Source organism: Streptomyces sp. NPDC038280 (assembly GCF_055600045.1).
On sequence record NZ_JBVJYZ010000001.1, the window covers coordinates 778860 to 791475 of the forward strand.

At 71.4% G+C, this 12616-nt stretch carries 10 protein-coding genes; 4 read left to right on the top strand and 6 right to left on the bottom strand.

Annotated elements, in window-relative coordinates; translation table 11 throughout:
- Positions 1 to 32: 32 nt before the first annotated feature.
- Positions 33 to 1451, bottom strand: coding sequence for a family 2B encapsulin nanocompartment shell protein (locus ACZ7J0_RS03565; RefSeq protein WP_470883575.1), 1419 nt, complete (start codon positions 1449 to 1451; stop codon positions 33 to 35).
- A gap of 285 nt (positions 1452 to 1736) precedes the next feature.
- Between ACZ7J0_RS03565 and ACZ7J0_RS03570 the strand changes: the two genes are divergently transcribed.
- Together ACZ7J0_RS03570 and ACZ7J0_RS03575 are read left to right on the top strand one after the other, a co-directional pair.
- Entirely contained in the window at positions 1737 to 3485 is a 1749-nt protein-coding gene (locus ACZ7J0_RS03570; protein ID WP_470883577.1) for a glycosyltransferase, read from the top strand.
- A gap of 63 nt (positions 3486 to 3548) precedes the next feature.
- Positions 3549 to 5837, top strand: a complete 2289-nt coding sequence (locus tag ACZ7J0_RS03575; protein ID WP_470883579.1) for a peptidoglycan recognition protein family protein — start codon at positions 3549 to 3551, stop codon at positions 5835 to 5837.
- A gap of 76 nt (positions 5838 to 5913) precedes the next feature.
- Here the strand turns inward: ACZ7J0_RS03575 and ACZ7J0_RS03580 are convergent, their stop codons facing one another.
- From ACZ7J0_RS03580 to ACZ7J0_RS03590, 3 genes are all read right to left on the bottom strand, one after another.
- Positions 5914 to 7146 carry a cation:proton antiporter gene (locus ACZ7J0_RS03580; RefSeq protein WP_470883581.1) on the bottom strand — a complete coding sequence of 411 codons (1233 nt, stop codon included), beginning with the start codon at positions 7144 to 7146 and terminating at the stop codon, positions 5914 to 5916.
- A 1-nt stretch (position 7147) separates the two neighbouring features.
- Positions 7148 to 7615: a cation:proton antiporter regulatory subunit gene (locus ACZ7J0_RS03585; RefSeq protein ID WP_470883582.1), complete on the bottom strand. Its 468-nt coding sequence runs from the start codon at positions 7613 to 7615 to the stop codon at positions 7148 to 7150.
- Positions 7616 to 7700: 85 nt separating this feature from the next.
- The gene (locus ACZ7J0_RS03590) at positions 7701 to 8252 is read right to left on the bottom strand and encodes a DM13 domain-containing protein (RefSeq protein WP_470883584.1); all 552 of its coding nucleotides are present in this window, start codon (positions 8250 to 8252) and stop codon (positions 7701 to 7703) included.
- 187 nt (positions 8253 to 8439) lie between these two features.
- On the opposite strand from ACZ7J0_RS03590, the gene ACZ7J0_RS03595 reads away from it, so the two are divergent.
- The gene (locus tag ACZ7J0_RS03595; protein ID WP_470883586.1) at positions 8440 to 8835 is read left to right on the top strand and encodes a VOC family protein; all 396 of its coding nucleotides are present in this window, start codon (positions 8440 to 8442) and stop codon (positions 8833 to 8835) included.
- Here the strand turns inward: ACZ7J0_RS03595 and ACZ7J0_RS03600 are convergent.
- Together ACZ7J0_RS03600 and ACZ7J0_RS03605 are read right to left on the bottom strand one after the other, a co-directional pair.
- A complete protein-coding gene (locus ACZ7J0_RS03600) occupies positions 8775 to 9506 on the bottom strand; it encodes a DUF6597 domain-containing transcriptional factor (RefSeq protein ID WP_470883588.1) in 732 nt (243 codons plus the stop codon). The genes ACZ7J0_RS03595 and ACZ7J0_RS03600 overlap by 61 nt on opposite strands.
- Before the next feature lie 24 nt (positions 9507 to 9530).
- Positions 9531 to 10664: a YihY/virulence factor BrkB family protein gene (locus ACZ7J0_RS03605; RefSeq protein WP_470883590.1), complete on the bottom strand. Its 1134-nt coding sequence runs from the start codon at positions 10662 to 10664 to the stop codon at positions 9531 to 9533.
- Between the two features lie 17 nt (positions 10665 to 10681).
- On the opposite strand from ACZ7J0_RS03605, the gene ACZ7J0_RS03610 reads away from it, so the two are divergent.
- Positions 10682 to 12316, top strand: a complete 1635-nt coding sequence (locus tag ACZ7J0_RS03610) for an acyl-CoA dehydrogenase family protein (RefSeq protein ID WP_470883592.1) — start codon at positions 10682 to 10684, stop codon at positions 12314 to 12316.
- Positions 12317 to 12616: the final 300 nt, after the last annotated feature.

Below are 12616 nucleotides of genomic sequence, written 5' to 3' on the forward strand. Positions count from 1 at the left end.
GTCATCCCTCCTTCGCCGGGCGGATCGGGGTCTCAGGCACGCGGACGTACCTCGGCGTTCTCCAGGATTCCGACGGCGTCCGGGACGAGGATGGCGGCGGAGTAGTAGGTGCTGACGAGGTAGGAGATGATCGCCTTCTCGTCGATGCCCATGAACCGCACGTTGAGCCCCGGCTCGACCTCGTCGGGGATCCCGGTCTGGAAGAGACCGATGACGCCTTCGTTGTCCTCGCCGGTACGCACGGCGATGATCGAGGACGTCTGCTGCGGGCTGACCGGGATCTTGCCGCACGGGAGGATCGGCACGCCCCGCCAGGCGGGGATGTGGTGGCCGTCGACGTCGACACTGCCCATCGGGATGCCCCGCTTGTTGCACTCCTTGCCGAAGGCGGCGATGGCGCGGGGGTGCGCGAACATGTACTGGGTGCCCCGGCGCATGCTCAGCAGATCGTCGAGGTCGTCCGGGGTGGGCGGTCCGGAGTGGGTCTGGATGCGCTGCTCGAAGTCGGCGTTGTGCAGCAGACCGAAGTCACGGTTGTTGACGAGCTCGTGCTCCTGGCGCTCACGCAGTTCCTGGATCGTGAGCCGCAGCTGCTGCTGGGTCTGGTTCATGGGCTGGTTGTAGAGATCGGCGACCCGGCTGTGCACCTTCAGCACGGTCTGGGCGACGCTCAGTTCGTACTCGCGCGGCTTGAGTTCGTAGTCGGCGAAGGCGCCGGGCAGCGGGGTCTCGCCGAAGTGGCCGGCGCTGAGGTCGATCACGGCCTCGCCGTGCTTGTTCACCTTGTGGCCATTGGCGCTCTGTGCCTCGACATGGCCGCGGAGCTGCTCGTACTGACCCGCCACCGCCTTGTACGCGGACACCGGCAGCGCGAGCAGGGTGACCGCGGTCGCCGCGCGGGCCGTGAACTCCCACTTGCCACCGGCGCCCGCCAGGGCCTGGCCGCCGAAGGTGTCGCCGTCGCCGAGCCGGCCGAGGATGGTGTCGTCCCCGTACTTTCCGGTGCCGACCTTCTCCACCTTGCCGTGCGCGATGAGGAAGACCTGGTCGGCCTTCTTGCCCGCGCCCACGATGACCTGGCCGGGTTCGTACTCCTTCTGCACGAACTTCTCGGCCAGGGCCCCGAGGGCCGTGGTGTCGTCGAAGCCGCGCAGCAGGGGGAGTTCGGCGAGCTCGGCGGGGATGACCTGGACCTTGGCGCCGTTCTTGATGAAGGTCACCCGGCCGTCACCGACCGTGTACGAGAGCCGGCGGTTCACGCGGTAGGCGCCGCCGGGGACATGGACCCACGGCAGCTTCCGCAGCAGCCAGCGCGAGCTGATGCCCTGCATCTGGGGTTCGGACTTGGTGGTTGTCGCGAGGTTCCTCGCAGCGGCCGTACTGAGGCTCTGCTGCACCCGCTCCACCTGCACCGTGCTCGCCGTCGTGGGCGTACTCGTGTCGACCGACATCGGATACCTCTCCGTGTTCCGCCTCTGCCCAGCCGACCGGCCGAGCGCGCTCACCCTATGTAGCTCAGAAATGGCGAATCGTCACTTTGAGTAGCGGACACGCACACGGTGGTTGCACGGCGCCTTGGGTCGCGCCCCCTCGCTCACCTCCGTACGCCCCCGCGCACGCGAGCGAAGAGTGCGCCGCCGACCGGGCGGGCGGCCCTCGGAAAAGCCGGTGCAATGCGGGCGGTCCCATAGAATCCCGATCAAGCGTTCCCCTGAAAAGCATTCGAAGGATCAGCGATGAGCACGCCGTTCTTCAGCACCGCCCCCGCAGCGGCTCCCGACGTGTCGGTGATCGTCGCGGTCTACAACGCCATGCCGTATCTGACCGAGTGCCTGGACTCGATCGTCAAACAGACCATCGGCATCGAGCGCATGGAAGTCATAGCCGTCGACGACGGCTCCACCGACGGCAGCGGCGCCGAGCTGGACCGGTACGCCGCCGCCTTCCCGCAGATCCGGGTGCTGCACCAGCCCAACTCCGGCGGGCCGAGCGGCCCGCGGAACCGGGCGCTGGACCTCGCCGGGGGACGCTTCACCTTCGTCGTGGACGCGGACGACTACCTCGGCCTGGAGACGCTGGAGCGTCTCGTGGCCATGGCGGACGCACAGGAGAGCGACATCGTGCTCGCCAAGCTGGTGGGCCTCGGCCGGGCGGTCGCCGACAAGGCCCACAAGCACGCCGAGCGCGCCGATCTCTACCGCTCGGAGATCTACCGCTCCCTGCACAGCGCCAAGCTGATGCGCCGCGAGATGATCGAGTCGGCCCGCATCCGTTACCCCGAGGACCTGTGGTTCGGCGAGGACCAGCTCTTCGTCACCGAGGCCTACCTGGCCGCCCGCACGATCTCCGTCGTCGGCGACTACGACGGCTATTACCTGCGTCGGCGCGAGGACGGCGGCAACATCACGGCGCGGCCCCGGACCGCCAACGAGACCGTCCAGCACATCGAGCGCGTGATGCGGATGGTCTCCGACCGCGTGACCGACCCGGTCGGCCGGCGCCGGATGCTCGGCCGCCACATCCGCAACCTGCTCGGCAAGGCGATCCTCCCCGCCGTCCGGGTACGGGCGAGCGACCCCGCGTACGCGTGGGAGGTGCTGGAGCGCAGCCGCGCCCTGTGCGCGACGTACTTCACCGACGACATGGTCAAGGAGCTCTCGCAGCTCGCCTGGATCCAGCTGTACACGTTCCTCCACGGGAACGAGCAGGCGCTCGACGAGCTGGCGCACTACAGCCCCGCCCCCGGGCAGCCGGCCCCGATCGTCAATGACAACGGCCGCCTGTACCGCGCCTATCCGCTGTTCCGCGACCCCCGCGGCGGCCTGCCGGACGAGCTCTACGACATCACGGACACCGTCCGTACGCCGCAGCGGCTCCAGACCCTGGAGTGGCGCGACTCCCGGCTGCGGATCTCCGGTTACGCCTACATCGACGTACTGCCGACGACACGGATGACGACCGACTTCGTCCTGCGCAGGCGACAGACGCAGACGGAGGTGCGGGTCCCGGTGACGGTCAGGGCCACGCCGTCGCTGGGCACGCCCGCGGGGTCGTCGGCGCCGGACCACTCCATGGCCGGGTTCGACCTCGACCTGGACCTGAACACGATCGACCGGGGACAGCCCCTCCCCCACGGCACCTGGGACTTCTTCCTGCACCTCCAGGCCGACGGTGTCTCACGGAACATCCGCTTCGGGCGGGCACTGGCCAAGGGCGTGGACAAGACGGCGCGCAGGCCGGTCGTCTTCGGGTCGATCCCGGGGACCGACCTGGAGCGGACCGCGGTGGTGTACTTCACGGACAAATGGAACAACATCAGTCTGGAAGTGGAGGAACGACGCGTCTTCTCCGCGCCCCCCACGCCCGGCCCGCCGAGCCGCATCGACGTGCGGGTGCCGGAGCAGATGGGAGCGGAGCCGGGCATAACGCCGGGCGGACCCCTGGGCCTCCAGCCCCCCGCGTTCCCCGGCCCCTGGCCACGCTGAACCCTGCTGTAGATTCCCCGCCGAAGGACCGCCGGGGGATCGAGACAGCAAGGGGTGGGCCGCATGAAGCGGCGTCGCGTGTGGGGCACGGCCGTGGCCGTGGTCGCCGGATTGACCGGCGTACTCGTTTTCGAAGGAGTGACCGGGCAGCCGGGCGGGCCGAGCGGCGCGTCCGGGCCCGGGCCGGTGGCGGTGGACACCCGGACCGTCGCGCTGAGCACGGGCGACGGCGGGCGCAGCGCGTCCCTGAAGCAGCGGGACACCGAGCCGTTCAGCATGCTGGGCGTGACCTGGACCGACCCCTCGGCGAGGATCCCCGCCAGGATCGAGGCGCGGACGCGGGCCACCGGCTCGGGGACGTGGTCCCGCTGGCTGCGGCTCGACGGCGACAGCGGGCAGGGCGAGAGCTCCGCACGCCGGGGCGGCACGGAACCCGCTTGGGTCGGCGCCTCCGACGGCGTGGAGGTACGCATCGTCTCCGGCGGGAAGACCTCCTCCGTCCTTCCGGCCGGACTCCGCCTCGACATGATCGACCCGGGCAAGGGCCGATCCGGAGGCATGGAGCCGGCGGCGTTCGCCGCCGAGACGGGCGAGCCCACCACCGAGCCGGCCACCACCGAGCCCGCCCCCACGGAATCCATACCCGGCGAGCCCACCACGGCCCCCGCCACCACCGAGCCAGCCCCCACGGAGTCCGTACCCGGCGAGCCCACGACGGCCCCCGCCACCACGGAGCCCGCGCCGAGCACGTCGGCCACCTCCTCCGCGCCGCCCTCGGCCACCGCGTCACCCACCCCGACGGCGACCGGCCCCACCGCCCCGCCGTCCACGGCGCCGCGTCCGGCGATCACCTCCCGGGCGGGCTGGGGAGCGGACGAGACGATCAGCCCCGAGGAGCCCGGCTATCTGCCGGGCGGGAAGATCAAGGCGGTCGTGGTGCACCACACCGCCGAGTCGAACAGCTACACCTGTGAGCAGGCGCCGAGCGTGGTCCGGGGCATTTACGCCTACCACGTCAAGCAGTTGGGCTGGAAGGACATCGGCTACAACTTCCTCGTCGACAAGTGCGGCACGGTCTACGAGGGCCGCAAGGGCGGCGTCGACAAGCCCGTGCAGGGCGCACACGCCTATGGCTTCAACTCCGAGACGACCGGTATCTCGGTCCTCGGCACCTACACCGACGCCGCGCCCCCGCAGGCCGCGATGATCTCGGTGGCCCGGGTGGCCGCGTGGAAGCTCGGCCAGTACGGCGTGAGCCCCACCGGAACGGCGACCCTCACCGCGGGCGACGCGGGCACCAACTACTTCGGCAAGTCGTGGGCGAAGGGCGCGCAGCTGGCGTTCCCGGTCATCCACGGCCACCGCGACGGCTACAACACCCAGTGCCCGGGCAACGCCTTGTACGCGCAGCTCGCGACGCTCCGGTCCTGGGCGGCGGGCCCGGTCACCGGTCTGGCCGTCTCCTCGGTCACCGGCGCGACGGCCTCCGGAACGGCGTCCTACACGCGTGGTCCGGTCACCGTGAACTGGCGGGCGACCACCCCGGCCGTGTTCATCAAGCGGAACGAGCTCCTGGTCGACGGGCAGATCGTCGCGACCGTCGCGGGCTCGGCGACCTCCGCGCCGGCCACGATCGCCGCGGGCAGCCACACGGTCCAGGTCCGCTCCGTCCACCAGACGAGCAGGGCGGCGACGAGCGCGGCCGTCACCGTGATCGGCGATGTCACGGCGCCCGTGTTCACGACGCGGCCCCAACTGTCGCTGCGGACCGGCACGGTGAACGCCTCGGCGGTTCCGCTGACGCTGGCCTGGAAGGCGACCGACTCGGGCGTGCTGCGCGACGTGCGGCTGACCGCTCCGACGGCGAAGACGTACGGGCCGACCGTCACCTCGGCGGCGCACACGGCTCCGTACGCGACGGCGACGACCTGGTCCCTGTCGGCGTACGACGTGGCGGGCAACCGGGGCGCGGCCTCGGTCACCGCGACGCCGACGATCCTCCAGGAGAGCGCGGCCGTGAAGTCGGGCGTGTGGGCCACGAAGACGGCCAGCAGCTACTTCGGCGGCAGGTCCTACTCCAGCGCCGCCAAGAACGCGTCGCTGAGCTGGACGGTCACCAGCCGCTCGGTCGCACTGATCGTCTCCCGCGCCTCGACGTCGGGCCAGGCCTATGTGTACGTCGACGGCGTGAAGGCGGCCACGGTCGACCTCAGGTCGACCACCACCCTCTACCGGAACGCGATCTGGACCAGGACCTGGGCCACGAGCGCCTCACACACGGTGAAGCTCGTCGTGGTCGGCACGTCGGGCCGCCCGACGATCACGACGGACGGGCTGTTCTACCTCAAGTAGAGAGCGGACGGCACGAGTCGAGAGAGCCCCGCACCGGTACGCCGGTGCGGGGCTCCGTGCTGACCGGAGGCCCCCGTCAGGGGTGTGCGCGACCGGGGCCGGCCTCTGCCCCGGTGATCTCCTCGTGCCCCGGCGGACCCGGGCCCGAGGGGCGCCGGACCCCGTGCCGCAACCGGGTGACCAGCGGCTCCGTCCAGCGGGCCGCCGGCGGCCCGAGGAGCACCAACAGCAGGACGTACGCCGTCGCCAGCGGCCCGATCCGTGGCTCGGTCATGACCGTGAGCCCGGCGATGACGACCGAGAACTCGCCGCGGGCCACCAGCGCGCCGCCCGCCCGCAGACGACCGCGGGGGCCGACGCCCGCCCGGCGGGCCGCGTACCAGCCGGTGCCGATCTTGGTGAGGACCGTGACCAGGGCGAGGAGCAGCGCGGGCACCAGGACGGGAGGGATCGCCGCAGGGTCGGTCGACAGCCCGAAGAAGACGAAGAAGACCGCCGCGAACAGATCCCGCAGCGGGGTGAGGAGACGGCGCGCGCCCTCCGCGACCTCGCCGGAGAGCGCGATGCCGACGAGGAAGGCGCCGACGGCGGCGGACACCTGGAGCTGCTGGGCGGCCCCGGCGACCAGGACCGTCAGGCCGAGGACGACGAGCAGCAGCATCTCGGGGTTGTCCGAGGAGACGGCCCTGCTGATGACATGGCCGTGGCGCAGCGCGAAGTACAGGACGATTCCGACCGTGCCGAGCGCGATCAGGAGCGCGAGACTGCCCCCGGCGAGTCCCACTCCCGCCAGCAGGGCGGTGAGCAGGGGCAGATAGAGGGCCATCGACAGGTCCTCGATGACGAGGACGCCGATCACGGCGGGGGTTTCCCGGTTGCCGAGGCGGCCCAGGTCGGTGAGGACCTTGGCGACGACGCCCGAGGACGAGATCCAGGTGACCCCGGCGAGGGCGACGGCGGCGACCGGGCCCCACCCGAGGAGGACGGCGGTGGCCGCGCCGGGGGTGGCGTTGAGTACGAAGTCGACGATCCCCGAGGGGTACTGGGTCCTGAGGCTGGTGACCAGTTCGGAGGCGCTGTACTCCAGACCGAGGAGCAGAAGCAGCAGGATGACGCCGATCTCGGCGCCGACGGCGACGAACGCCTCGCTGGCGTCGAGCGGCAGCAGACCGCCGTGGCCGAAGGCGAGACCGGCGAGCAGGTAGAGGGAGATCGGTGACAGTCCGATCCGGCCGGCGAGCCGTCCCACAAGACCCAGCGTGAGCAGCAGGGTGCCGAGTTCGATGAGAAGGGCGGTGGTGTTGTGCATGTCAGCCACCGCCGATGATCGCGGCGAGGGCGTCGGCTCCTTCTCGGGTGCCGACGGCGACCAGGGTGTCTCCGACGGCGAGGCGGAAGTCGGGAGGGGGCGAGGGGTGGGCGCTGGTGCGGCGCAGTACGGCGACGATGGAGGCCCCGGTACGGGAGCGGGCGCGCGTCTCCCCGAGCGGACGCCCGGCGTACGGCGAGCGGGCACTCACCGGGATGTGCTCGGTGACGAGGTCGAGGCCGTCGGTGTCGATGGTGTCCAGTCGCGCCGGATCGATCAACTGGGCCAGGGCCGTGGCCTCTTCGGGCTCGAGGGCCACGGACTCGCAGGAGTCGGGGTCGTCGGCGCGGTAGAAGCCGAGGAAGCGGCGGCCGTCGTGGTGGACGACGAGCGAGAGGTGATGGCCGGCTTCGGTGGTGACGTCGTACTGCGTTCCGACGCCGGGGAGCGGGATGCGACGAGTGGCCATGACCGTCGCCTCTCTGGAGCGGCCAGGACAGGCGGGCGGAAAGTCTCTTTACCGTACCATCGCCCTACTTTGCCCCTGGCTGCTCTCAGGCGGTCTTGAGGGCCGCCGCGCCGAACGAGACATCGAAGCGGTCGCACCAAATGCTGACGCTGGAGTACTGGTTCAGATCCAGCCCCGCCGGCAGCGCGTAGTTCTGGTCACCCTTGTTGCCCTTCAGCTTCCCGAGGCTGACGTGCTTTCCGTCGTCGAAGACGTGCCAGCCGTCCTTCCCTTCCCGCACGGGCGCGTCGGTGATCCACACGCGCAGGTCCGGGCCGTTGCTGGTGTCCAGGTTCTCCAGACGCAGGGCCCGGCTGCCGTCGGGCAGCCGCAGCACGCGCACGGTGCCGGTCGTCTTGTGCTCATGGCTGATGAGGGTGCCCGTGGCGATCGTGCCGGCTGCTCGGGGGTCGGTGGCCCCGGGGGTGACGGGGGCCGAGGTGGCCGGGACCGGCGACGGCAGGCCCTCGCGTACGGTCTCGTCCGTCCAGAGCTTCCAGGGCTGGAACCAGTAGAGCCCGAAGGCCGCCGCCACCACCGCGAACGCGAGCGCGCCGATGACGACCGGCCTGGTCAGCAGATGTCCTACGCGGTTCATCACGGCCTCCTGGTGCGGGGAACTCCTTGTGTCCATTCAACGGTGATCACCACCCGGTGGAGTCCCTCCGGCCGATGACGAAAGTCTTACGGCGACGGCGACGGCGACGGCGACGGCAGCGGGCGGTCCGCGGCGATGTCCGATTCCTCCAAGACCGGTGCCCGCGAGCCGTCCTACGCTCGGCGGCATGACCACTCCACGACTCGATGTGATCGGCCTCGTCGTCTCCGACATGGCCGCCTCGCTCGCCTTCTACCGGCGGCTCGGCCTCGACGTCCCCGCCGACGCAGACACCGCCCCGCACGTCGAGGCCTCGCTGCCCGGCGGCCTGCGGATCGCCTGGGACACGGAGGAGGTCGTCCGCTCCTTCGACCCGGAGTGGACCAGGCCCCGGGGCGGCGACCGGATGGGGCTCGCGTTCCTGTGCGCGAGTCCGGAGGAGGTGGACAGGGTGTACGACTCCCTGGTCGCGTCCGGCGCCACGGGCCACCTGAAGCCCTGGGACGCCGTGTGGGGGCAGCGCTACGCGGTGGTGCTCGACCCCGACGGCTGCGGCGTCTCGCTCTTCGCCAACGCCACGTAGGCGCCGAGCGTGGTCCCGGCCAGGGCGCGCGTCTCGCGGGCCAGGTGCGCCTGGTCGGCGCAGCCCGCGGCGAGGGCGGCCTCGGCGTGGGACACGCCCGCGCGGACGAGAGCGAGCGCCCGCTGCAGCCGCAGGATGCGGGCCAGCGTCTTGGGGCCGTAGCCGAAGGCGTCCAGCGACCTGCGGTGCAGTTGCCGGGCGCCGAGCCCCACCGCCTCGGCGGTGGCGGCGACCCCGGCGCCCGCGTTCAGCAGCTCGACGACGGCCCGCGCCAGCGGGTCGGGCGGCGGCGCGGCGCTCGCCCCGGCCAGGGCCGTCTCCTCCAGCGCAGCCGCCGCGTCGGGGGCCTCCCCGATCCGCTCGGCGAGCCGTCGCACCCGTGCCCCTGGCCACAGCTCCTCCAGGGCGACCCGGCGGTCACGCAGCTCGTGGGCCGGTACACCGAGCACGGCCGGCGCGCTCCCGGGCGCGAAGCGCACCCCCGCGTAGGGGAAACCCGATACCTCCGGGACGAACGCCCTGGTGTCGGGCCCGGCGACGAACAGCCGGCCGCCGCACCACAGCAGATCCATGCACCCGTCGGGCAGGACCGGGTACACCGCGGGGCCCCGTACCGCGCCGCGCGTCCACACGACGGCGCCGTCCAGCCGGGAAGGGCGTTCCTCGTACATCCCTCCGAGCGTAGGCGCCCGGCGTCAGGAACGCTGCTCCCGGTCGCGGTCCTTCTCGCGGACCGTGTGCAGCCGGGACTTCACGTCGTCCGGCGGCAGGAAGCGGGACCATCGCTCGGGGAACTCCGACGGCATGTCCGGGTCGTCGTCGTCCAGGTCCTCCACCGCCGCCTTGGCCCGGGCCACCAGCTCCGCCGCCTGGACCGCGCGGGCCCGTTCGGTGGCCTCGCGGGCCGCGGCGGTGGCGACCGACGGCCAGACGCGGTCGATCGCCGCGTTCACGGCCGCGCCCACCAGGACGGCGAACGCGGAGATGCCGATCCAGAGCAGGACGGCGATCGGAGCGGCCAGCGATCCGTAGATCGTCGGGCCCTCGACCGTGCTGGTCAGGTAGATCCGCAGCAGGAAGCTGCCGAGGACCCACATCGCCAGCGCCACCAGCGCGCCCGGGACGTCCTCCACCCACGGCGAGCGGACCGGGACGGACACGTGGTAGAGCGTGGTGAGGAAGGCGATGGAGAGCAGGATCACCACCGGCCAGTACAGGACGGCGACGACCTCGGTGCCCCAGGGGATCAGCTCCACCACCCGGTCCGGGCCGACCACCGCCAGCGGGAGCACGACCGCGCCGATGAGCAGGGCGATGATGTAGAGCAGGAAGGCGAGCAGCCGCGTCTTGACGATGCCCCGGTGGCCGTCGAGGCCGTACATGACGGTGATGGTGTCGATGAAGACGTTCACCGCCCGCGAGCCGGACCACAGGGCGATGGCGAAGCCGATGGAGATGAGATCGGGCCGCTTGCCGTGGGTGACGTCTTCGAGGAGCGGCCGGGCGATGTCGCGCACGCCCCGGTCGGAGAGGACCGTTCCGGCGGCGTTGAGGATGTTCTCCTCGATGCTGGCGACGGTGTTGGTGCTGGTCCAGTCGTCGACGTAGCCGAGGAGCGCGATCAGGCCGAGCAGCAGGGGCGGCAGGGACAGGAGCGTGAAGAAGGCCGCCTCCGCCGCGAGACCGAGAATGCGGTACTCGATGCACGAGTTGACGGTGTCCTTCAGAAGCAGCCAGACCATCTTCCGCTTCGAGACGTTGCGGTAGAGGACTCGTGCCCGGTGGAGTCTGCCCGGGGGCCGCTCGGGTGTTTCATTTGCTGCCTGCACCTCCTTACCGTAGCGGCATGGCAGCCACCACCCACACAGTGACCAACCAGGCTCCACCCCTGGTGGGGTACGACGTTTTCACCTCCGACCGGGCGCTCACCGAGGCGGTGGAGCGGCATCTCGCGCCCGAACTGCTCCCCACCGCCCGCGGGGAGCTCGAAGAACTGGGCCGCGTGGCGGGGTCCGCGCAGGCCCAGGAGTGGGGCGTTCTCGCGAACGAGAACCCTCCGAGGCTCCGCACCCACGACCGGTACGGCAACCGGATCGACGAAGTGGACTTCCATCCCGCCTGGCACCGGCTCCTCGGCCGCGGCGTCGCCTCCGGTCTGACGAACGCCTGGGGCCGGCCCGGCGGTCATGTGCGACGCGCCGCGGGGTTCCTCGTCTGGACGCAGGCGGAGGCCGGACACGGCTGTCCGCTGTCGATGACGCACGCCGCGGTGCCCGCGCTGCGGACCGATCCGGAGCTCGCCGCCGAGTGGGAGCCACGGCTCACCGCCCAGGTGTACGAGGAGGGGCTGCGGCCGGCCGGGGAGAAGGCCGGTGTGCTCTTCGGAATGGGCATGACGGAGAAGCAGGGCGGCAGTGACGTACGGACGAACACGACGCACGCGAAGCCGCTGGACGCGGCCGGGGAGTACGTCCTGACCGGTCACAAGTGGTTCTGTTCGGCGCCGATGAGCGACGCCTTCCTGGTCCTCGCCCAGGCGCCCGGCGGGCTGACGTGCTTCCTGGTGCCGAGGGTCCTGGAGGACGGGACGCGCAATGTGTTCCGCATCCAGCGGCTCAAGGACAAGCTGGGCAACCGCTCCAACGCGTCGAGCGAGGTCGAGTTCGACGGGACCTGGGCGAGGAGGGTCGGCGAGGAGGGGCGCGGGGTGCGCACCATCATCGAGATGGTGGCGGCGACGCGTCTCGACTGTGTCATCGGGTCGTCGGCGCTGATGCGGCAGTCGGTGGCCCAGGCGGTGCACCACGCCGCGTACCGCAGCGCCTTCGGTGGCGTCTTGATCGAGAAGCCGCTGATGCGCAACGTCCTGGCCGATCTGGCGATCGAATCGGAGGCGGCGACGGCCCTGACGTTCCGTCTGGCGGCGGCGTACGACTCCGGGACGGAGCAGGAGCGGGCGTTCCTGCGGCTCGCGGTGCCGACGGCCAAGTACTGGGTGACGAAGCGGTGTACGCCGGTCGCGGCCGAGGCGCTCGAGTGCCTGGGCGGCAACGGCTACGTGGAGGAGTCGGGGATGCCGCGGCTGCTGCGCGAGGCGCCGCTCAACTCGATCTGGGAGGGGTCGGGGAACGTACAGGCGCTGGACGTTCTGCGGGCGTTGCAGAAGGAGCCGGCGTCGTTGAACGCCTTCCTCCAGGAGGTCGGGACGGCACGCGGGGCGGACCACCGGCTGGACGGCGCGATCAAGGGACTGCTGACCGAACTCGCCGACCTGGACGGCATCGAGGCCCGGGCCCGGCGGCTCGTCGAGCGGATGGCGCTGGTGCTCCAGGGCTCGCTGCTGGTGCGGTGGGCTCCGCCGGAGGTGGCGGACGCGTTCTGCGCGTCGCGCCTGGGCGGTGACTGGGGCGGGGCGTTCGGGACGCTGCCGCACACGCTCGACCTGGGGTCGGTGGTCGAGCGGGCGCGGGCCGAGGTCTGAGCCCGGAACCCCTCGCGCACGGCCGCCGGGAGAACTGAGCCGCGCGCACCGGGACATGCGGAGGGGACTGATGCGCGCGGATAGGCCGAGGGTGGTGCTGCGCCGACACGGCACCACCCTCCGCTTGATGCAACTTTCATGTATGCGGCGAATGTCTGCCAGAGTTGCAAACGGTTGCAGGATTGCGCGAACCGGCCCTCGCCAGGGGGGCGCGAGCGGCACGATGGGGGACGAACACGCCAGAATGCCGTTCCGCGCGACGGGCCACGAACCCACGCTCGCGCAGAACCGATCCAGCAC

Coding starts and splice junctions, on each gene's coding strand:
- ACZ7J0_RS03565 (WP_470883575.1), bottom strand. CDS start 1,451: ATGTCGGTCGACACGAGTACGCCCACGACGGCGAGCACGGTGCAGGTG.
- ACZ7J0_RS03570 (WP_470883577.1), top strand. CDS start 1,737: ATGAGCACGCCGTTCTTCAGCACCGCCCCCGCAGCGGCTCCCGACGTG.
- ACZ7J0_RS03575 (WP_470883579.1), top strand. CDS start 3,549: ATGAAGCGGCGTCGCGTGTGGGGCACGGCCGTGGCCGTGGTCGCCGGA.
- ACZ7J0_RS03580 (WP_470883581.1), bottom strand. CDS start 7,146: ATGCACAACACCACCGCCCTTCTCATCGAACTCGGCACCCTGCTGCTC.
- ACZ7J0_RS03585 (WP_470883582.1), bottom strand. CDS start 7,615: ATGGCCACTCGTCGCATCCCGCTCCCCGGCGTCGGAACGCAGTACGAC.
- ACZ7J0_RS03590 (WP_470883584.1), bottom strand. CDS start 8,252: ATGAACCGCGTAGGACATCTGCTGACCAGGCCGGTCGTCATCGGCGCG.
- ACZ7J0_RS03595 (WP_470883586.1), top strand. CDS start 8,440: ATGACCACTCCACGACTCGATGTGATCGGCCTCGTCGTCTCCGACATG.
- ACZ7J0_RS03600 (WP_470883588.1), bottom strand. CDS start 9,506: ATGTACGAGGAACGCCCTTCCCGGCTGGACGGCGCCGTCGTGTGGACG.
- ACZ7J0_RS03610 (WP_470883592.1), top strand. CDS start 10,682: ATGGCAGCCACCACCCACACAGTGACCAACCAGGCTCCACCCCTGGTG.